16 protein-coding genes and 1 tRNA gene are annotated in these 19,226 nt (G+C 66.6%); 10 read left to right on the top strand and 7 right to left on the bottom strand.

The window, feature by feature from the left end; all coding sequences use genetic code 11:
• Nucleotides 1-25 precede the first annotated feature (25 nt).
• Nucleotides 26-1,495, top strand: coding sequence for an oxygen-independent coproporphyrinogen III oxidase (hemN, locus tag AC3FJ6_RS10395; protein ID WP_488771771.1), 1,470 nt, complete (start codon nucleotides 26-28; stop codon nucleotides 1,493-1,495).
• A gap of 114 nt (nucleotides 1,496-1,609) precedes the next feature.
• On the opposite strand, the gene AC3FJ6_RS10400 is transcribed toward hemN, so the two are convergent.
• The gene (locus AC3FJ6_RS10400) at nucleotides 1,610-2,503 is read right to left on the bottom strand and encodes a c-type cytochrome (RefSeq protein WP_488771772.1); all 894 of its coding nucleotides are present in this window, start codon (nucleotides 2,501-2,503) and stop codon (nucleotides 1,610-1,612) included.
• 321 nt (nucleotides 2,504-2,824) lie between these two features.
• Between AC3FJ6_RS10400 and AC3FJ6_RS10405 the strand changes: the two genes are divergently transcribed.
• Nucleotides 2,825-2,900, top strand: a tRNA-Arg gene (locus tag AC3FJ6_RS10405).
• A 78-nt stretch (nucleotides 2,901-2,978) separates the two neighbouring features.
• Here AC3FJ6_RS10405 and AC3FJ6_RS10410 read toward each other — a convergent pair.
• Nucleotides 2,979-5,051: an acyltransferase family protein gene (locus AC3FJ6_RS10410; RefSeq protein ID WP_488771773.1), complete on the bottom strand. Its 2,073-nt coding sequence runs from the start codon at nucleotides 5,049-5,051 to the stop codon at nucleotides 2,979-2,981.
• A 454-nt stretch (nucleotides 5,052-5,505) separates the two neighbouring features.
• Nucleotides 5,506-5,841 (bottom strand): hypothetical protein, encoded by a 336-nt coding sequence (locus AC3FJ6_RS10415; RefSeq protein WP_487523401.1) that lies wholly within the window; start codon nucleotides 5,839-5,841, stop codon nucleotides 5,506-5,508.
• 181 nt (nucleotides 5,842-6,022) lie between these two features.
• Here AC3FJ6_RS10415 and AC3FJ6_RS10420 point away from each other — a divergent pair, with 181 nt between their 5' ends.
• The gene (locus tag AC3FJ6_RS10420; RefSeq protein WP_488771774.1) at nucleotides 6,023-7,249 is read left to right on the top strand and encodes an RtcB family protein; all 1,227 of its coding nucleotides are present in this window, start codon (nucleotides 6,023-6,025) and stop codon (nucleotides 7,247-7,249) included.
• Nucleotides 7,250-7,279: 30 nt separating this feature from the next.
• Here AC3FJ6_RS10420 and AC3FJ6_RS10425 read toward each other — a convergent pair whose 3' ends face one another.
• A complete protein-coding gene (locus AC3FJ6_RS10425) occupies nucleotides 7,280-7,654 on the bottom strand; it encodes a hypothetical protein (RefSeq protein ID WP_488771775.1) in 375 nt (124 codons plus the stop codon).
• Nucleotides 7,655-7,662: 8 nt separating this feature from the next.
• Nucleotides 7,663-8,181, bottom strand: coding sequence for a Panacea domain-containing protein (locus AC3FJ6_RS10430; RefSeq protein ID WP_488771776.1), 519 nt, complete (start codon nucleotides 8,179-8,181; stop codon nucleotides 7,663-7,665).
• A 279-nt stretch (nucleotides 8,182-8,460) separates the two neighbouring features.
• On the opposite strand from AC3FJ6_RS10430, the gene AC3FJ6_RS10435 reads away from it, so the two are divergent.
• From AC3FJ6_RS10435 to AC3FJ6_RS10455, 5 genes are all read left to right on the top strand, one after another.
• Nucleotides 8,461-9,852 carry an FAD-binding oxidoreductase gene (locus tag AC3FJ6_RS10435; RefSeq protein ID WP_488771777.1) on the top strand — a complete coding sequence of 464 codons (1,392 nt, stop codon included), beginning with the start codon at nucleotides 8,461-8,463 and terminating at the stop codon, nucleotides 9,850-9,852.
• A gap of 48 nt (nucleotides 9,853-9,900) precedes the next feature.
• Complete coding sequence (gene arfB / locus AC3FJ6_RS10440; protein WP_488771778.1) at nucleotides 9,901-10,305, top strand: alternative ribosome rescue aminoacyl-tRNA hydrolase ArfB; 405 nt, start codon at nucleotides 9,901-9,903, stop codon at nucleotides 10,303-10,305.
• A gap of 132 nt (nucleotides 10,306-10,437) precedes the next feature.
• Nucleotides 10,438-13,632, top strand: a complete 3,195-nt coding sequence (locus AC3FJ6_RS10445) for a bifunctional cytochrome P450/NADPH--P450 reductase (protein ID WP_488771779.1) — start codon at nucleotides 10,438-10,440, stop codon at nucleotides 13,630-13,632.
• Nucleotides 13,633-13,766: 134 nt separating this feature from the next.
• The gene (locus AC3FJ6_RS10450) at nucleotides 13,767-14,972 is read left to right on the top strand and encodes an MFS transporter (RefSeq protein ID WP_488771780.1); all 1,206 of its coding nucleotides are present in this window, start codon (nucleotides 13,767-13,769) and stop codon (nucleotides 14,970-14,972) included.
• 62 nt (nucleotides 14,973-15,034) lie between these two features.
• The gene (locus tag AC3FJ6_RS10455; RefSeq protein WP_488771781.1) at nucleotides 15,035-16,063 is read left to right on the top strand and encodes a GlxA family transcriptional regulator; all 1,029 of its coding nucleotides are present in this window, start codon (nucleotides 15,035-15,037) and stop codon (nucleotides 16,061-16,063) included.
• Between the two features lie 32 nt (nucleotides 16,064-16,095).
• Here the strand turns inward: AC3FJ6_RS10455 and htpX are convergent, their stop codons facing one another.
• Together htpX and AC3FJ6_RS10465 are read right to left on the bottom strand one after the other, a co-directional pair.
• The gene (gene htpX, locus AC3FJ6_RS10460; protein WP_488771782.1) at nucleotides 16,096-16,974 is read right to left on the bottom strand and encodes a protease HtpX; all 879 of its coding nucleotides are present in this window, start codon (nucleotides 16,972-16,974) and stop codon (nucleotides 16,096-16,098) included.
• 115 nt (nucleotides 16,975-17,089) lie between these two features.
• Nucleotides 17,090-17,470: a hypothetical protein gene (locus AC3FJ6_RS10465; protein ID WP_488771783.1), complete on the bottom strand. Its 381-nt coding sequence runs from the start codon at nucleotides 17,468-17,470 to the stop codon at nucleotides 17,090-17,092.
• A gap of 190 nt (nucleotides 17,471-17,660) precedes the next feature.
• Here AC3FJ6_RS10465 and AC3FJ6_RS10470 point away from each other — a divergent pair, with 190 nt between their 5' ends.
• A complete protein-coding gene (locus tag AC3FJ6_RS10470) occupies nucleotides 17,661-18,104 on the top strand; it encodes a Cd(II)/Pb(II)-responsive transcriptional regulator (RefSeq protein ID WP_153946372.1) in 444 nt (147 codons plus the stop codon).
• 446 nt (nucleotides 18,105-18,550) lie between these two features.
• Nucleotides 18,551-18,964, top strand: coding sequence for a nucleoside diphosphate kinase regulator (rnk, locus tag AC3FJ6_RS10475; RefSeq protein ID WP_153946373.1), 414 nt, complete (start codon nucleotides 18,551-18,553; stop codon nucleotides 18,962-18,964).
• Nucleotides 18,965-19,226 lie beyond the last annotated feature (262 nt).

Raw genomic sequence — 19,226 nt, forward strand, 5'->3', positions numbered from 1 at the left:
TTCCGCCCACAAATCGAGTCTCCGCATGTCCGCCCCCATTCCAGACGCCGCCGGCACGGCTTTCGACCGCCGCGCGCTTGCCGATTTCCGCAGCCTGGCAGGCCGCATCGACGGCAACGGCCCCCGCTATACCTCCTACCCCACCGCCGACCGCTTCCACCAGGAAGTGGGCGACGCCGGCTACCAGACGGCGCTGCAGGCGTGCCGCGCCGATTCGCCGGCCCCGCTGTCGCTGTATCTCCATATCCCGTTCTGCGAAAACATCTGCTACTACTGCGGCTGCAACAAGATCATCACCAAGGATCACAGCCGCAGCGCGCAGTATGTCGACTACCTGTCGCGCGAAATGGCGATGGTCGCCGGGCGCCTGGGCGAGCGACGCGCCGTGATGCAGTCGCACTGGGGCGGCGGCACGCCGACCTTCCTCGACCCCGCTGAAATGCGCCGGGTCATGGCGGCGCTGCAGGAGCATTTCGTGCTGCTGCCCGAGGGCGAACATTCGATCGAGATCGATCCGCGCCGCGTCACCGACGAACGCATGGACCTGCTGGCCGAGCTCGGCTTCAACCGTATCAGCCTGGGCGTGCAGGATTTCGACCAAGAGGTGCAGGAAGCCGTGCACCGGGTGCAGTCGTACGAAGACACGCGCGCCGTGGTGCGGGCGGCGCGGCGCCTGGGATTCCAGTCGATCAGCGTGGACCTGATCTACGGCCTGCCGCACCAGACCACCGCGCGCTTTGGCAAGACCATTGAAAAGGTGCTGGCGCTGCGGCCCAACCGGCTGTCGGTGTACAGCTACGCCCACCTGCCGCACGTGTTCAAGCCGCAACGCCGTATCGATGCCGCAACACTGCCGCCAGCGGCCGAGAAGCTCGACATCCTGGTGTCGACGATCGAACGGCTGACCGCCGCCGGCTACGTCTATATCGGCATGGATCACTTTGCGCTGCCCGACGACGACCTGGCGATCGCCCAGCGCGAAGGCCGGCTGCAACGCAATTTCCAGGGCTATGCCACGCACGCCGGCTACGACCAGATCGGCCTTGGCGTCTCGGCCATCGGCGCCGTGGCCGGACACTATGTGCAGAACGCCCGCACCACGGACGACTACTACGCCGCGATCGATGCCTGGCGCCTGCCCGTGGTGCGCGGTTTCGAGATGTCCGCCGACGATCATCTGCGCAAGGCCATCATCGGCGCGCTGATGTGCAACGGCACGCTGGACATTGCCGAGGTGGAAAAGACCTACGGCATCGACTTCGCCACCACCTTCGCCGCCGAGCTGGCCGACCTGGACAGGCTGGCGGAGGACCACCTGGTACGCCGCACGCCGGCCCGCATCGACATTACCGAACTGGGACGCCTGCTGGTACGCCGCGTGGCCATGGTATTCGACCGCTACCTGCGCGACGACGCCGCCCGCCCGCAACCGGCGCCCAGCGCCGCCAACGATGCCCAGGCGATTCCGCTGGTGCGCTATTCGCGCGTGGTCTAGCCGCGGCGGCAACGCCAGAAACGAAAAAGCCCGCGATAGATTCGCGGGCTTTTTTGCTGGGCGCAGGCCCCGTCGGTCGGACCTGTCGGACCAGGTCTGGAGCGGGCTGGAAGCTTATTTGGCTGCGTTGGCCATGTAATCGGATGCGGCAATCACGTCCGCATCCGGACCGGCGTAGCCACCCTTGGGCGGCATCACACCCTTGCCCTTGAGCGCGTAGTTGTGAACCACGTCCATGCCTTCCTTGAGGCGCGGCGCCCAGGCAGCCTTGTCGCCGAACTTCGGCGCACCGGCCACGCCGGCAGCGTGGCAGGCGGCGCAAACCTGTTCGTAGACCTTCTTGCCCGTGTCGGCCGACGCCGCAGCCGGGGCAGCGGCGGGTGCAGCCGGTGCTGCGGCTGCCGGAGCAGGGGCTGCCGCAGGTGCGGGCGCCGCGGCGGCCGGTGCTGCAGCCGCCTCCGGCGCCGAGGCCGCAGCCTGGGCGGTGGCACCCTGGGCCGGAGCAGCCGGCTCGGGGAACTTGGCACCGCCGGCATCGGCCATGTAGACCACGGCGCGGGCCAGTTCGTAATCGCTGAGGTCGTCCGGCGACGTGCCGGCGCGGGCGGGCATCGCGCCCTTGCCATTCAGCACCGACTTCATCAGCCCATCAAAGCCCTGGCCGATCCGGGCCGTCCAGTCGCCGGCCGTGCCGTACTTCGGCGCACCGGCCGCGCCCGTGGCGTGGCACGCGGCGCAAACTTCCTTGTAGACCTGCTCGCCCGTCTTGAAGACCCGCGGGGCATTGGGATCCTTGATTTCGAGTGACGCTATCGGCGCGATACGGGTGTTCACCGCCTCCACGCTCTGGGTGGAGCCGGCGCCCTCGCGGGTGCCATGTCCGACAAAATTGACCAGCAGGATGATGACGATGATCGGCACCAGAAAGGCGGCGATCACAACAGCGACAAGCTGCTTAGGGGTCTTGATTGGCGACTCGTGGTGGTCGTTTTGATGGACGTCACTCATACAGAACTCTCGATTTTGCGGGAAACCTATTGCACAGCACGTGGGGGCGGCTTGCTTGTCTGGCCCTGTCTTCGGGGATGAATCTGTCGGTCTTCGCGTCCGGGGCGTCTCCTGCCCCGCTACGTCTCTGGTACGACGCAAATAGCTGCCGATTATAGACCCAAGACTGGGCCCCCGGGGCCAAAAGCGACGGCTCAGAGACCTGTGAAAACCCGGTTTCGGCGGCCCCCGGCGCATCCCGCATGGACGGCCACGGACAAGTCGGGTATCCTATGCGACTTTCCGACGACGGCACTCGCCGTTGTCACTGCAGCTCACATCGCGCCCGTAGCTCAATGGATAGAGTACTGCCCTCCGAAGGCAGGGGTTGCTGGTTCGATCCCAGCCGGGCGCGCCAAGAATTTTCTCGCTTCCAGCAAGCCACAATGGCCGGCCGATCACCGGCGCCCGGCCACTGCTTCCCGCCTGTTTCCAGTCACATGGCCTGTTGCTCCTGTCCCGGGGTATGCGCTTGTCGGTCCGGCATTGCGGCCGCGCCGCCGATCACCTTACGGATGTCGGACGCCATGTCCCGGGCAATCATGGAACTCGAGTAATACGAGAGGTGGTCCGAATAGCTGTAGAGGAAATTTCCTTCCCGCATGATGTTGCAGCGGTCCTTTTGCACATCGCAAAGCAACGGCGTGGGATCGTAGACGAAAAGACCAGGATTTTGCCGCCCCAGCTCGGCCACGAAATGCCGGTACGGCGCGGTGCCCGCCAAATGCCCGGCGTAGCTGCTGGAACAACGCGGATTCTGATGTCGCCAGAATATTCGGTTCAACAGCGGGCTCGACGTCAGCCCACCAGACACGCAGCTGGTTGGGTCCGGGAGGGTGGGATTATCGATGACGAAAATCACCCGCTTGCCCGCGGCATGCGCCTTCCGGATGACTTCGCCATAGGCCGATAGCGGTGTGTCGATCGATGGATGTCCACGCACATGGCCGTTTTCATCCGCCGGGAGCGTGTGCCGTAGCGCCACCGCCCAGATGACGAGCTTGATCGACGGGGACGCCAGGACGGATTCCAGCGCGGCATGTATGGCGGCCTTCTTGTTTTCGGCCACGGAACTGTCGGCGCCAGGTGCGACGAAGGAGCCCATCAGCACGCCGGCTCCGTCGGACGCCAGTTCATTCGCCAGGCCGAAATAAAGCGCCTGCGCCTTGCTATCGCCCAGCACCGCGAAAGCCGGCGCGCCTTGCCCGCTTGTCTGGCAGAAGGCCAAATGCCTTGCATGCTCGGCAGAGACGCCGCATTCGTGTCGATAATGTCCAAATTCGGACCCGAAGGTCAGCGTTTTCAGGTCGCCATTCACCAGGTCATCCAGACGCCCTGGAAAGCCGTCCCGTTTCTTGATTGCCACACCCACCGCGATGACCGCGGCCATGGCCAGGCACAAGCCGCCGATTGCCCAGTTCGCGGCGCTGCCGCGGCGGTCCCGGATGGGCCGCTCGATAAACCGATAAGTTGCCCAGGCCAGCACAACGCTGGCTGCGATGGCCCACAGCCTCGCTTCGGCGGCGGGCGTCTCGCCGCGCAGAATACGCGCGAAGGCAAACAGCGGCCAATGCCAGAGATAAAGCGGATAGCTGATCAGGCCGATCCAGACCAGCGGTGGCGCGGCCAGGATGCGCTGGTTGAACGGCGCCCTCGTACCGCCCAGGATCAGCAAAGCCGCGCCGACCGTCGGCAACAGCGCCCAGGCGCCAGGAAAGGCCGACGCCGGCCGCAGGCCGACGAGAGCGGCAAGGATCAACGCCGCGCCGATCCAGCCCGCGCAACGCCGATGTGCCGAGCCGAATGCGGGCCGGTGCAGCGTGACCTGGCCCAGCCATGCGCCCACGGCCAATTCCGAGAATCGCGTGACCGGGGAATAAAAATCGGCGGTGATATCGCGGAATACCGTGGCCATGCTGTAAGCGAACGACAGCACGATCAACACGACGATGCCTTTGCCGAGCCATCGGCGCTTGCGGGACAGCGCCGCAAGGATCAGCGGCCATGCGATATAGAACTGCTCCTCCACGCCCAGCGACCACAGGTGCAGTAACGGCTTTGTGTCCGCCGCGCGATCGAAATAGCCGGCTTCCTTCCAGTTCTGGATATTGGCAAAGAAGCCCGCGCCGGAAATCATGTGCCGCCCCAGCGACTCATATTCCTCGGGGGTCAGGATGAGCCATCCAAGCGCGGCGGATGCGGCCAGCACCGAGATCAGGGCCGGAAAAATCCGCTTGACGCGCTTGGCGTAAAACCGGGCGGTGCTGTACCGGCCGTCCTCGATGTCCTTGAGAATGTGCCGGGTAATCAGGTACCCGGATATGACGAAGAAGATGTCCACACCGGCAAAGCCGCCTGGAATCAGGTCTGGAAAGGCGTGGAAGCCCACCACCGCCAGAATGGCCAGTGCGCGCATTCCGTCGATGTCGGGCCGATAGTCGAGCGCCCAGACGTAGGCCTTTTGTCCGGCAACGCTTGCCGGCTGATCTGATAATGCTTGGGCTGACATTGGATTACCGGGTAGGGGTAGCAACCCGTGCAAAGGGAAGCCGCCCGCACGCCAACGCCCTGTTCAAGTCAGTCACCTCACTGACTTAACGGTGCGTTTGGCGCGTGTAAAACCGTGCGTGCAAAGGGCATTGCAGGTCCGGCGATGGCCGGATCTGCATGTCTTCAGTGGCTGGAATGAGGATGCGCGACCCCTTCACGTGCAGCCGGGCATTTGCCGGCGCCGTGATGCCGCGCGTGCAGAAGGGAAAAGCAGGAGGATTCCGCGACAGGATGACCGAATTTCATGTTCTATTTTCTCAGGGCACTTCTTTGAGTACCCGGGTGAAGCCACGACTGGCAATCTTCAAGCCCGACATAATAAGAATCTCGATGTGCCGAGAAAATCCCTCATGGGGAGGGATAAAGATTCGGAAAATCGCGCCTCCGAGGCCCCGCCACGCCGCCGCGCCGCGTTACCGCCCCATCCGCCGCTGATAGCTTTGCGTGATCCGGTTGACCAGTCCGGGGTCGCGGGAATCGGCCGCCTGGAATTCCACGCGCACGCTGCCATCCGACTGCTGCCGGATCATGGCCGCCACGGGGGTGCTGCCGTAGTAGCCGGTGATATTGCCGGTGGTCGGTTCCTGCGTCTGCACCGCCACACCCTGATCGCGCATGGCGTCGGCCGCCGCGTAGAACGAGCGGTCGAAGCTGGTCGGTCCCGGCCCTGGCGCGGGCGGATAGCCGTAATAGCAGCCGCCAAGGAGCAGGGCCGTCCAGAGGGCAAGGATCAATGGCAGGCGTTTCATGGCATCCCCTTCAATCTGTCGGCGCCGAGTTTCCGTTCTAGCACCAGGGCGGGGGCGCTGGATATTGGGCGGAAGGCCCGGATGCGGAACGGCCCGGCAAGCGGCAGGCCCAATGAACAGGGGAATCGATGCACCGCGCATCGAGACCGGGACAGCAAAAGGGACAGAGACAGGAGCCACGATGAGTAAAACGACCGACTACCAGGTGATGGCGCTGGCCAACGGCAAGCCAGTCAAGATGTGGACGGTTGGCGTGCCCGTCGAGGAAGATGCCCGGCGGCAGTTGCAGAACACGGCGCGCATGCCCTTCGTGTTCCGCCATCTGGCCGTGATGCCGGACGTACATCTGGGTAAGGGATCGACGATAGGGACGGTTATTCCTACCCAGGGAGCCATTATCCCGGCGGCGGTCGGGGTCGATATTGGCTGCGGCATGATGGCTGCGCGCACGACGCTGAAGGCGGCGGACCTGCCCGATTCATTGCACCGGCTGCGCAGCGCCATCGAGCGCGCGGTGCCGCACGGCCGGGCGCCGGGACGGCGGGATCCGGGTGCCTGGGGGGATCGTCCGCCCCACCACGTGGACGTAATGTGGAAGGCGCTGATGCCGGGCTTCGGGCGAATCTGCCAGAAGTACCCAAAGCTCGCGCGGACGAACAACCATGTCCATCTGGGAACGCTCGGCACCGGCAATCACTTCATCGAAGTCTGCCTCGACGAAAGCGACACGGTCTGGTTCATGCTTCATAGCGGGTCACGTGGCGTGGGCAATGCCATCGGCACGCAATTTATCGAACTGGCGCAGCAGGACATGCGCCAGCACATCGCCAACCTGCCCGATCGCGATCTGGCGTACTTCGAAGAAGGCAGCGCGCATTTCGACGACTACGTCGAGGCGGTCGGATGGGCGCAGGAATATGCGCGCCGTAATCGTGAAGTGATGATGGCCGCCGTGGTCGAGACGGCGCGGGCTGTTATCGGCAAGCCATTCGCGATGGATGAACACGCAGTGAACTGCCACCACAACTATGTGCAGAAGGAGCGCCACTTTGGCGCCGATGTCTTCGTGACGCGCAAGGGCGCGGTCTCGGCCCAGAAGGGACAGCTTGGCATCATCCCGGGGTCGATGGGCGCAAGGAGTTTCATCGTGCGCGGGCTCGGGAACGCCGAGAGCTTCTGCTCCTGCAGCCACGGCGCCGGCCGGACCATGAGCCGCAACGAGGCCAGGCGCCGCTATACGGTGGCAGACCAGGTCCAGGCCACCGCGCACGTGGAATGCCGCAAGGACGCCGCCGTGATCGACGAGATTCCGATGGCCTACAAGGACATCGACGCCGTCATGGCCGCCCAGAGCAGCCTGGTCGAAGTCGTCCACACGCTGCGGCAGGTGGTCTGCGTGAAGGGGTAGGCGGGGCCGGGCGGCAGATGTCGCTTCGTCCTATTCAATGCGCCGGCTGACATACCCGGTCAGCGAACTCGATAGCACGGCCGGCGCCAGCAAGGTCTGCAAGCGCACCTGCTGCGAGTCATCAAGAAAGTGCCATAGCAGCGGGGTCATCAAATGCCAGCTATAGACGACGATGCCGCCCGCCAGGGCCGTGCAGAGGATCCAGAACATGCCGATCATCGCCCAGTTGACCTGGTCGCGGAATGATTGGTGGCGTTTGTGCTCGCGGACACGGCCGTCATGCGCCAGGTCGCCGGGACCCATCAGTCCATGCTCTTCCGGATAGCCCGCTGGAGCACCGTCCGTTTCGCCTCCGTCAAACTCAAGATCCTGAGGGAATGCGGAGATCCTCATGGCGTCGTTCATCCTGGACCTCACAGCGCGTGATGCCGGCCTTTGCGCAAGATCTGCCTATAGAAATGGGCAAGCAGGTTATTGGAAATGGGCCCGTTCTTTCCTATTTCGTCACGCGTGATACGCCAGGGTGTTCCTGGATGATGCATGGCGCCGGCCAGGGAAATTCCGTCAAGGCGACCATACATGTCGGCAACCCAATCCATGAGAGCGATCTCATGCGGATCAAAATCGACAACTGGCGCGCCAGGCACCGCGTCGATGAACCGGCTGCAATAGTGCCGCACGGCGTAGTAGACACTCGGCACCATGGGTCCGAGCGGCCACGCCTGGACTTCCTCGTCGAAGAGCGGCCGCATGTGCCTCGCCAGCATATGACCGTGTGCGATGTACGTAAGCTTCGTCAACTGCAAGGGAGTCAGTCCTGCCCCCGCATCCTGACGACGCTTGAGCATGTACTGGGCAACGGCCAACGCCTTCCCGTCATGCGCTCTCGCATCATATTTCGTCCAGTTCTCTCGCTTCCAGAATTTCCACATGGCGACCCCTCTGTTCTGCGTGCTTGTTTGTGATCCGGCATGAAGACGACCATACCGTGCAGCCACACCCCAGGCCAAGTAAACATGTGTGTCATCTGCACAGCCGTGTCTCGCCCACGCCGCCTCAAGAGTGCAACAAATTGTGCTACCCGCACGATCCTCAGCACGTACGTCCTGGGCGCAATCGCTGCTGCGAAGCGGTTCTTCGGCGCCTGGCGCGTGCCTTGCATCCATATCCTGTCCCAGAAAGATCGTTGTTGAAAAAGGGGAGGGTTCATCATGCCCACGCTTGCCGCCGACCACATCGATATGCTGCGCAAGGCCGTGCGCGGCAAGGTGCTGCTGCCGCACGACGCCGGTTACGACGTGGCGCGCACCGTCTGGAACGCCACGGTCGATCGCCGGCCTGCGGTCATCGTCCAATGCACGGGCACGGCCGACGTGATGCAGGCCGTCAATTTCGCGCGCGATCATGGCCTGCCGGTCGCCGTGCGCGGCGGTGGCCACAACATTGCCGGCAGCGCCATCTGTCATGACGGGCTGGTGGTCGATCTGTCAGGGTTGCGCAGCGTCCATATCGATCCGCGCGACAAGGTGGCGTGGGTGAGCCCCGGCGCCACGCTCGGTGATTTTGACCATGAGGCGCAGGCCCTCGGTCTGGCCACGCCGCTCGGCATCAACTCGACGACGGGCGTGGCGGGGCTGACCCTTGGCGGCGGATTCGGCTGGCTGACGCGCCAGTACGGCATGACCGTCGATAACTTGCAGGGCTGCGAGGTGGTGACGGCCGATGGCCAGCGGCGCTGGGCCGATGCCAACCACGAGCCGGAACTGTTCTGGGCCTTGCGCGGTGGCGGTGGTAATTTCGGCGTGGTCACGCTGTTCGAATTCAAGCTGCATGCGGTGGGGCCGCTGGTGACGGCCGGGCTGATCGTATTTCCGGCCGCCGAAGGCAAGTCGGTGCTGCGCCAGTACCGCGCATTTACGGAAACGGCCATGCCCGAGGATATGAACGTCTGGGTCGTCCTGCGCCGTGCGCCCCCGCTGCCGTTCCTGCCGTCGTCGGCACACGGCGCCAATGTGGTGGTGCTGGCGGTCTTTTATACCGGCGACCCCGGCAAGGCCGACAGGGCGATCGACCCGCTGCGCGGATTCGGCCAGCCCATCGGGGAGCACGTGGGCCAGATGCCCTACACGGCCTGGCAACAGGCGTTCGACCCCTTGCTGACACCGGGCGCGCGCAATTACTGGAAATCGCACAACTTCACGCGGCTGGACGATGCCGCCATCGACCTGATGACCGATTACGCCGCGCGCGGGCCATCGGCCCATGCCGAGATCTTTATCGGCCAGGTGGGCGGCGTGGCCAACCGCGTGGCACCGGACGCCACGGCATACCACCATCGCGACGCGCGCTATGTGATGAATGTGCATTCGCGCTGGGACCGTACCGACGAGGACACTGCCTGCATCGGCTGGGCGCGCGATTTCTTCGACGCCACCGCTCCCTATGCCACCGGCGGCGTGTATGTGAATTTCATGACCGAGGACGAAGGCGCGCGCGTCAACGCGGCGTATGGCCACAACTTCGACCGCCTGGCGCGCGCCAAGCGCACGTACGATCCGCAGAACCTGTTCTGCTCGAACCAGAACATCAAGCCGGCGCCGTGACACGATGCGCCGCACACCGCCCGGCCATGCGTTGCTATGATGCGGCGCATGGCCGACGACCTGTTCATCCCTCACCACGAGTACGAGATCACCGCCATTCGCGCGCAGGGCGCGGGCGGGCAGAACATCAACAAGGTGTCCAATGCGGTACACCTGCGTTATGACGTGCGCACATCCTCGCTGGCCGCCGATCACAAGGCACGCCTGCTGGCGCTGCACGACCACCGCATTACGCGCGACGGAGTGATCGTCATCAAGGCGCAGCAGCATCGCAGCCTGGAAATGAATCGCGAGGAAGCCATCCGGCGCCTGCACGATCTGGTACGCAGCGTGGCCGCGCCGCCGCGCATCCGGCGCGCCACCCGGCCCACCCGGGCGTCGAAGGTCCGCCGGCTCGATGCCAAGGTGCAGCGCGGCCAGATCAAGGCGCTGCGCGGGCGGGTGGTCGATTAGCGGGGCGCCTCGGAAGTCGAACAAATATTTCAAACGCAGCGAGACCGGGCGGGACAATGCGGCGATAGACAGGCATGCTCTGGCATCGCGCTGCCCAGCCATTTCCGATTTCGACAAGGAACGCCCCCATCCATGTCATCCGTCACGCCCACCGTTACCCTGGAACCGATTCCGCGCGATCCGGGCTGGCCCCTCGTCGGCAACCTGTTCCAGATCACGCCCGGCGAAGTCGGGCAGCACCTGCTGGCGCGCAGCCGTCATCACGACGGCATCTTCGAACTGGATTTCGCGGGGCGGCGCGTGCCGTTCGTGTCGTCGGTGGCGCTGGCGGCCGAAGTGTGCGACCCGGCGCGCTTTCGCAAGATCATCGGTCCGCCGCTGTCGTATCTGCGCGACATGGCCGGCGACGGCCTGTTCACCGCCCACAGCGACGAGCCCAACTGGGGCTGCGCGCACCGCATCCTGATGCCGGCCTTCAGCCAGCGCGCCATGAAGGGCTACTTCGACGTGATGCTGCGCGTGGCCAACCGGCTGGTGGACAAGTGGGACCACAAGGGGCCCGATGCCGATATCGCCGTGGCCGACGACATGACGCGGCTGACGCTCGACACCATCGCGCTGTCCGGCTTCGGCTACGACTTCGAGTCGTTCGCCAGCGACCAGCTTGACCCGTTTATCGTGGCAATGGTGGGCGCGCTGGAAGAGGCCATGCGCAAGCTCACCCGGCTGCCGATCCAGGACCGCTTCATGGGCCGCGCGCACCGCCAGTTCGCCGACGACGTGGCCTACATGCGCAACCTGGTGGACGACGTGATCCGCCAGCGCCGGGCCGCGCCCCGGCCGGGCATGGACCTGCTGAACCTGATGCTCGAAGCGCGCGACCCCGAAACGGACCGCCAGCTCGACGACGCCAATATCCGCAACCAGGTCATCACATTCCTGATCGCCGGCCACGAGACTACCAGCGGCCTGCTGACCTTCGCGCTGTACGAACTGCTGCGCAACCCCGCCGTATTGGCGCAGGCCTATGCCGAAGTCGATGCCGTGCTGCCCGGCGACGCCCCGCCCGTCTATGCCGACCTGGCCCGCCTGCCTGTGCTGGATCGTGTTTTGAAGGAAACACTACGCCTCTGGCCGACCGCGCCGGCCTTCGCCGTGGCACCGTTCGACGATGTGGTGATTGGCGGCCGCTACCGGTTGCGGCAGAACCGTCGCGTCTCGGTGGTGCTGACGGCGCTGCATCGCGATCCGAAGGTGTGGGCGCACCCGGAGCGGTTCGATATCGACCGTTTCCTGCCCGAGAACGAAGCGGCGCTGCCGGCGCACGCCTATATGCCGTTCGGCCATGGCGAACGCGCCTGTATCGGCCGCCAGTTCGCGCTGACCGAGGCCAAGCTGGCACTCGCGCTGATGCTGCGCAACTTCGCCTTCCACGATCCGTACGACTACCAGTTCCGGCTCAAGGAAACGCTGACGATCAAGCCCGATAACTTCGTGCTGCGCGCCCGGCGCCGGCGTCCGCATGAGCGGATCGCGGTCCAGGCGGCCGCCGAAGTGGTGGCCGATGCCGCGCAGGCCGACGTACGCGGCAATGGCCAGGTCATGACCGTACTGTGCGCGTCGAGCCTGGGCACGGCACGCGAGCTGGCCGAGCAGATCCATGGCGGCGCGGTGGCGGCGGGGTTCGAGGCCACTCTGGCCGATCTGGACGACGTGGCGGATGCCCTGCCCACAGCGGGCCTGCTGGTGGTGGTGGCGGCCACCTATAACGGCCGCGCGCCGGATTCCGGCCGTCGGTTCGAAGCCATGCTCGATGCCGGCGGAGCCAGCGGCTACCGCGCCGAGGGCTTGCGGCTGGCGCTGCTTGGCTGCGGCAACTCGCAATGGGCGACGTACCAGGCCTTTCCACGCCGCGTGTTCGACTTCTTCACGGCCGCCGGCGCGGTGCCGTTGCTGCCGCGCGGCGAGGCCGATGGCAATGCCGATTTCGACCAGGCGGCGGAACGCTGGCTGGCGCAATTGTGGCAGGCGCTGCAGGCCGATGGCGCCAGCACGGGCGGCATCAGCGTGGACGTGCAGTGGCGCAGCGTCGAAGCCATGCGTGCCGACACCCTGCCGGCCGGCACGCAGGCCTTCACGGTGCTGGCCAATGCCGAGCTGGTTGCCGATCCCGCCGGCCTATGGGACTTCGCCATCGAGGCGCCGCGCACATCGACGCGCGACATCCGGCTGCAACTGCCACCCGATGCCACCTACCGGACCGGCGATCACGTTGCGGTCTGGCCGCAGAATGACGCGGCAGGGGTGGCGGCGCTGTGCGAGCGGCTCGACCTTGACCCCGAGGCCCTGGTCACGCTGTCGGCCCGCCAGGGCGCCGGGCGCGGGCTGCCGATCGGCGAAACGCTGCCGCTGCGGCAACTGCTGACGCACTTTGTCGAACTGCAGGACGTGGTGTCGCGCCAGACGCTCCGTTCGCTGGCCCAGGCCACGCGCTGCCCGTTCACGCGGCAGTCGCTGGAGCAGCTTGCCGCCGACGATGCCGATACCGGCTATGCCGCCCAGGTGGCCGCGCGCCGGCTGAACCTGCTCGATGTGCTGATCCGCTTCCCGGCCATCGCCCTGACGCTCCCGCAACTGCTGGCCTGCACGGTGCCGATGCGGCCGCGCTTCTATTCGATTGCATCGTCGCCGCGGGTGTCGCCCGATGTGGCCACGCTGCTGGTGGGTACGGTCTGGGCCCCGGCGCTGTCAGGGCGCGGCCAGTTCCGCGGCGTGGCGTCCACGTGGCTGCAGGGCCTGCCGCCGGGCGCGCAAATATCGGCGTCGATCCGCACGCCGAATCCGCCGTTCGCGCCGCCTGACGATCCATCGGTGCCGATGCTGCTGATCGGCCCGGGTACGGGCATCGCGCCGTTCCGGGGCTTCCTGGAAGAGCGCGCCGCCCAGCAGGCGGCCGGGCAGGCCATCACGCCGGTGCAGCTGTACTTCGGCTGCCGCCATCCCCGGCACGATTGGCTGTTCCACGACGACATCGCGGCCTGGGCCGAAGCGGGTGTCGCCGAGGTCCACACCGCGTACTCAGTGCTGCCGGGCGCCGCGCGCTATGTGCAGGATCTGCTCTGGCAGCGGCGCGCGCAGGTCTGGGACCAACTACAGGGCGGGGCGATGGTCTACGTCTGCGGCGACGGCCGTCGCATGGCGCCCGCCGTGCGGCAGGTGCTGATCGAGATCGGCGCGCAGCAGGGCGGCATGACGGCCGACGCGGCATCGGACTGGTTCGCCGGTCTGGTGGCGCAGGGCCGCTACCGCCAGGACGTATTCAACTGACAACCAGGCGGTATCTGGCGGTCTGCCGGACAGCCTGCCGGCTTTGGCAGGATTCCGCTGAACATTGTCAGTCGGCCGCCCGGCCGGGCCCGTACGCTGGAATCCATCCCCATTCCAGAATCCGGAGACCCCCGATGGCTTCCCCCGCGATGCGCCAGGCGCGCGTGCTGGCGCTGTGCCAGGCGCTGTTCACGTCCGCCATATCTGTCGACCTGACGCTGACCGGGCTGGTCGGCTACACGCTCGCGCCCGCCAAGGCGCTGGCCACGCTGCCGTTCGCGCTGATTACCGTGGCGGGCGCGGCCACGGCCCTGGGCGTGCCATTCGTGATCGAACGATTCGGACGCCGCTTCGCGTTCTGCCTGGGCGGCGTGGCCTGCATGCTGGGCGGATGGGTGTCGGTGGCGGCAATCTGGCGCCATGACTTCTGGCTGTTCTGTGCCGGTACGGCCCTGGTTGGCGTATTCCAGTCGTTTGCCCGCTTCTACCGGCTGGCCGCCGCCGACGCCGCACCGTTGCCGGAAAAGCCGCGCGTGATCTCGGTGGTGCTGACCGGCGGTGTGGTGGCCGCCGTGTGCGGCCCGGCCATCGCGGCGTGGAGTGCCGACATGATGATGCCGACGCCGTTTGCCGGCTCCTACGCCGTGGTGGCGGCCTTCGGGGCGCTGACCGTGATGCTGCTGATGCTGGCGTACCGCGAATCGCCGGCCGCCCTGGCCGCCGCCGCTGCCGACGCCCGGCCCGCGCGCCCGCTGGGCGAGATCGTCCGGCAGCCCGTGTTCCTGGCGTCGTTTGCCAATAACGGCATCGGCAACGCGGTGATGATGTTCGTGATGACGGCCACGCCCATTGCCGCCATCGCCTGCAACCACACGATCGCGCAGGGCGCGCAGATCATCGAATGGCACCTGGTGGGCATGTACGCACCGTCGTTCTTCTCGGGATGGCTGCTGCAGCGGTTTGGCAACCCGGTGATGCTGGTGGCTGGCATCGCGCTGTCCGCGCTGGCTGCGGTGGTGGCGCTGTGCTCGACGTCGCTGGTGGCGTTCTACGTGGCGCTGCTGTGCCTGGGCATGGGCTGGAATTTCATGTCGGTGGGCGGCACGACGCTGCTGGCTGGCAGCTACCGGCCCAGCGAACGGGCGCGCACGCAGTCGGCCAGCGAGTTTTCGTCGGCCGTGCTGACGGCGGCGGCCACGCTCGCGGCGGGTCAGGTGCTGACCGTCTGGGGCTGGCAGGGCGTGAACCTGGCGGTGCTGCCCGCGCTGGGCATTGCGCTGGCGGTGACGCTGGCGTGGCAGCGCCGGGAACGGGCGGCGGCGGTGGCCGCGGCAGTATGATCGTGGCAACGCAAGTGGCAACGTGAGCGCCAGCCCGTCACTCATCCATCCCGCAACCCATCATGCATCTCGTCCCAGACCCGCCGCGCGTGGTGGTGATCGTCGCGCCAGATCCGTCGCAGGAACTTGACGTTACCGGGCCCACGGCAGTCTTCAGCACGGCCAACAAGCTGTGCGGCCGCGACCAGCCGGCGTACGAGGTGCACGTGGCCAGTGTCAGCGACGATGCCATCGTGCATACCGAATGCGGGCTGCGGCTGCTGGCCGAGGCGCCGTACCACCGGATCGCCGGGCGGATCGGCAAGCCCATCGATACGCTGCTGATCTCCGGCGGCGCGGGTTCGCGCGCCGCGGCCGATGACGCGCGGCTGATCGGCTGGCTGCGCGAGCAGGCCGGCTCGGTGCGGCGCATGGGTGCCGTGTGCACGGGCGCCTTCGCGCTGTGCCGCACCGGGCTGCTCGACGGCCAGCGCGTGACCACGCATTGGCGCCATGCCGAACGGCTGGCGCAGCGTCACCCCGAACTGACCGTCGATGCCGATCCGATCTGGATTCGCGCCGGACGCTTCTACACGTCGGCCGGCGTCACGGCAGGCATGGACTTGTCGCTGGCGCTGGTCGAGGAAGACCTGGGCCACGCGGTGTCGCTGGAAGTGGCGCGCGAACTGGTGATGTTCCTGCGTCGCCCCGGCAGCCAGGCGCAGTTTTCCACCGTGCTGCGCGCGCAGGCCGCGCAAAGCCCGGAGCTGCGCGCGCTGCAGACGTGGATCGCCGACAACCTCGGCCGCGACCTGTCGGTGGGCGTGCTGGCCGAGCAGGCGGCCATGAGCCCCCGCAACTTTGCCCGGGTTTTCGTCAAGCAGGTAGGAGAAACGCCAGCGCGCTATGTGGAGCGGCTGCGCGTGGAAGCCGTGCGGCGGCTGCTGGAAGGCAGTGACCGCCGGCTGGAAACGATCGCCCACGCCACGGGGTTCGGCAACGCCGATGTCATGCGGCAGGCATTCCTGCGCCATGTGCAGACCACGCCCGAACGCTACCGGGCGGCGTTCCGGTCTGACGCGGCGGCGGGGGAAGACGGGCTGGCGGCGTAGCGGTACGGGCCACGCCGCCGGCCGTACCCGCATCAGCGGGCGTTCTGCAGCGCGGCGATACGCGATTCGATCGGCGGATGGCTGGAGAACAGCGCCAGCCACGACTTGCCGCCCGAAATGCCCATGGCCTGCATGTTCTGCGGCAGGCCGTCGGCGTCCAGGCCGCCCAGGCGGCGCAGCGCGCCCACCATCGGCACGGGCGTGCCCATCAGGCCCGCCGCGCCGGCGTCGGCGCGGTACTCGCGATGCCGCGAGAAGGCCGCCACGATGATGCTGGCCAGGATGCCGAACACGATCTCGCAGACCACCACCGTGATCATGTAGCCGATGCCGGGGCCGCTGGACTCCTCGTCATTGCGGCGCAGCCACGAGTCGACAAAGTAGCCGACCACGCGCGCCATGAAGATCACGAACGTGTTCACCACGCCCTGGATCAGCGTCAGCGTGACCATGTCGCCATTGGCGATGTGGGCCACTTCGTGCGCCAGCACGGCCTCCACCTCGTCACGCGACATCGATTGCAGCAGGCCCGTGGATACGGCCACCAGCGAACTGTTCTTCGACGCGCCCGTGGCAAAGGCGTTGGGCTCGCCTTCGTAGATGGCCACCTCGGGCATCGGCAGGCCGGCGCGCGTGGCCAGCTTCTGGACGGTCTGTACCAGCCAGAGCTCGGTGCCGGTGCTCGGATGGGTGATGACCTGGGCACCGGTGGACCACTTGGCGATGGTCTTGGACATCAGCAGCGAGATGAACGAGCCGCCAAAGCCCATCAGCGCGGCAAAGGCCAGCAGCATGCCAAGGTTCAGGCCGTTGGACGTCAGGAAGCGGTTCACGCCCAGCAGGCTGGCGGTGATGCTGAGGACGAGCATGACGGCGATGTTGGTCGCCAGGAACAGGAAAATGCGTTTCATGGTTGTGGGGCAGTGCAGGTAAGGACGCGGACAGGCCGTAGGCGCGCACGGCACGCATCGGGCGTGCCATGCGACAAGGGTCAGCGCGGCACATGTCGGCCGCGCGAAAGCGGGATCAGCCGCGCGGCGGGCGCGGCAGCCGGGGCAGGTCGGGATCGGGCAACGGGCCGGCCGCGTAGCGCGGCACGGCGCCGCGCGCCGCCGATGTCACCACGCGCGGCAGCGGCGCGGGCAGCAACTGTTCGGCAAAGTCGGCGCCGGGCGGCGTCGGCTCTGCACTATCGGCAGGCAGCGAGGAATCGGACGAAACCGGTGTGGCAGATGGCTGGGAAGCCTCAGCCGGGTCGGCGGCCACCGCCACGTTGCCTGGCGCCATGACGGCCGCGTGCGGCGCCTGCATGCCGGGGCCTGCCGTGGACATGCCAATGCCGGCCCACGCCTGCAGCGGCAGGAAGGCAAGCAGCACGATCATCATCAGGAGGCGAAGCGGATGCACGGGGGCGGGTGACGCGCGAGACAGGAAACGATGGCGTCGATTCTACAGGATGGCGCGCCGGCCGCAGGGCACCCGATTTGCCGCGCCAGCGCGGCCCGGCACTGCAAGCCCGGCGCGACAGGTCTACACTATGGGAAACCCTGTAATGGCTACAGGGTGGACCATCGATCCCAGTTCGGAGATTTAAGCCATGCGCATCGGCGAACTGTCGCGCCATAGCGGCTGCGACGTGGAAACCATCCGGTATTACGAACGCGAAGGGCTGCTCGATGCCCCGCAGCGCGAAGACAATGGCTACCGCCGCTATGGCGACGGTCATCTGGTGCAGCTGAATTTCGTGCGGCACTGCCGCTCGCTGGGCATGAGCCTGGCCGACGTCCGCCGGCTGCGCGACTTCCAGCGCAATCCGTCGCTCGCATGTGACGATATCAACACGTTGCTGGATCGCCAGATCGACCAGATCCACGCGCAACGTGTGGCGCTTGAGGCACTGGAGGCGCAGCTCCGTACGCTGCGCCATACCTGCGAGAACCCGCACCCGCATCCGGCCAGCGAGTGCGGCATCCTCCAGAACCTGCAGCAAGCCGCCGAAGGGGCAGGCTGCGAGTGCCATCCCGCGCCTGCGCGACACTGAACTGCCGGGCAGTCCACGCGAACCCATCCCCGCCAGAGCAGGGATGTTTCTCATCGGCCATGTCGCGACGGCTGTGCTAGCATGGCCGTTCGCGTCCCAGAGACGCTCTTTTTCTCAGAAATTTCCTACGATGTCTCGCCACCTTCCGTCCGCCGCCCTTGTCCTGGTTCGCACCATGCGACCGGCGCGCGCGCGCATGGTGGCACAGCCCATCACCGCCACCCGCCGGATCAACGCCCCGCTTGATCCTGCCCGGTTCCCGGCCTGACCGACCCCACTCCTGAGCAGCAAGGGTCCGGTGCCGAACCGGGCCCGAGCCACCACGCGAATCCGCTGTAACGCCGCTGGCGCCTGTTGCGCGCCGGCCCGACCGACATTTCCACGGCTGCCGCCAGCGCCGGGTTTCATCCCGACGCGCGGCCGCCGCTTTTGCGAGAGGCACTGCCATGGCAAAGACCAAGAACCCGACCCTCTACCTGACCGAACTCGACGTGACCCGCCTGGAGGGCATCGCCAGCCGTGCCGGCACGGCCGAACTGGACGAGATGCTCGACGACCTGCTGGCCCGCGCGGCCATCGTGTCGCCCGATGCCATTCCCAAGGATGTCGTGACGATGAATTCGCGCGTCGTCTGCACGCTGGAAGGTGAAGCCGCGCCGCGTGAGTGGACACTGGCTTATCCCGACGACGCCGACCTGGCGGCGGGCCGCCTGTCGGTGCTGTCGCCAATCGGCCAGGCCCTGCTCGGCGCCCGCGCCGGCAAGACCGTGGACTATCGCCTGCCTAACGGCGGCGCGCAGCGCGTGACCATTGTCAGCATCGCGTTCCAACCCGAGGCCAGCGGCCAGTACACGCTCTGAACCCACGCCCGCGCTGCGTGACGCCAGACGTCCCGCGGCGCGCGCCGCCTGCCCGCGCGCGTACCGCACGGTAGGTGGCCAGTTCCGTACTGCGGAATACCCCTCCTGGCCGCCATCCGGTCGCCGACCCCTACCGTTCATCCACAGACCCGGCGTTTCACGGCGAGCAACGCACCATTCGTCGCAGCGGTGTTTCTCGTGGAAGTGCTAGCCACTAACCTTCAGTCCGTGCTCGCATCGCTACACAGATGGCGCGTCCGGG

Source organism: Cupriavidus sp. 94F1 (genome assembly GCF_057798875.1).

Coding starts and splice junctions, on each gene's coding strand:
- AC3FJ6_RS10400 (WP_488771772.1), bottom strand. CDS start 2,503: ATGAGTGACGTCCATCAAAACGACCACCACGAGTCGCCAATCAAGACC.
- AC3FJ6_RS10450 (WP_488771780.1), top strand. CDS start 13,767: ATGGCTTCCCCCGCGATGCGCCAGGCGCGCGTGCTGGCGCTGTGCCAG.
- AC3FJ6_RS10420 (WP_488771774.1), top strand. CDS start 6,023: ATGAGTAAAACGACCGACTACCAGGTGATGGCGCTGGCCAACGGCAAG.
- AC3FJ6_RS10435 (WP_488771777.1), top strand. CDS start 8,461: ATGCCCACGCTTGCCGCCGACCACATCGATATGCTGCGCAAGGCCGTG.
- AC3FJ6_RS10425 (WP_488771775.1), bottom strand. CDS start 7,654: ATGAACGACGCCATGAGGATCTCCGCATTCCCTCAGGATCTTGAGTTT.
- hemN (WP_488771771.1), top strand. CDS start 26: ATGTCCGCCCCCATTCCAGACGCCGCCGGCACGGCTTTCGACCGCCGC.
- AC3FJ6_RS10455 (WP_488771781.1), top strand. CDS start 15,035: ATGCATCTCGTCCCAGACCCGCCGCGCGTGGTGGTGATCGTCGCGCCA.
- AC3FJ6_RS10430 (WP_488771776.1), bottom strand. CDS start 8,181: ATGTGGAAATTCTGGAAGCGAGAGAACTGGACGAAATATGATGCGAGA.
- rnk (WP_153946373.1), top strand. CDS start 18,551: ATGGCAAAGACCAAGAACCCGACCCTCTACCTGACCGAACTCGACGTG.
- AC3FJ6_RS10445 (WP_488771779.1), top strand. CDS start 10,438: ATGTCATCCGTCACGCCCACCGTTACCCTGGAACCGATTCCGCGCGAT.
- htpX (WP_488771782.1), bottom strand. CDS start 16,974: ATGAAACGCATTTTCCTGTTCCTGGCGACCAACATCGCCGTCATGCTC.
- arfB (WP_488771778.1), top strand. CDS start 9,901: ATGGCCGACGACCTGTTCATCCCTCACCACGAGTACGAGATCACCGCC.
- AC3FJ6_RS10415 (WP_487523401.1), bottom strand. CDS start 5,841: ATGAAACGCCTGCCATTGATCCTTGCCCTCTGGACGGCCCTGCTCCTT.
- AC3FJ6_RS10410 (WP_488771773.1), bottom strand. CDS start 5,051: ATGTCAGCCCAAGCATTATCAGATCAGCCGGCAAGCGTTGCCGGACAA.
- AC3FJ6_RS10470 (WP_153946372.1), top strand. CDS start 17,661: ATGCGCATCGGCGAACTGTCGCGCCATAGCGGCTGCGACGTGGAAACC.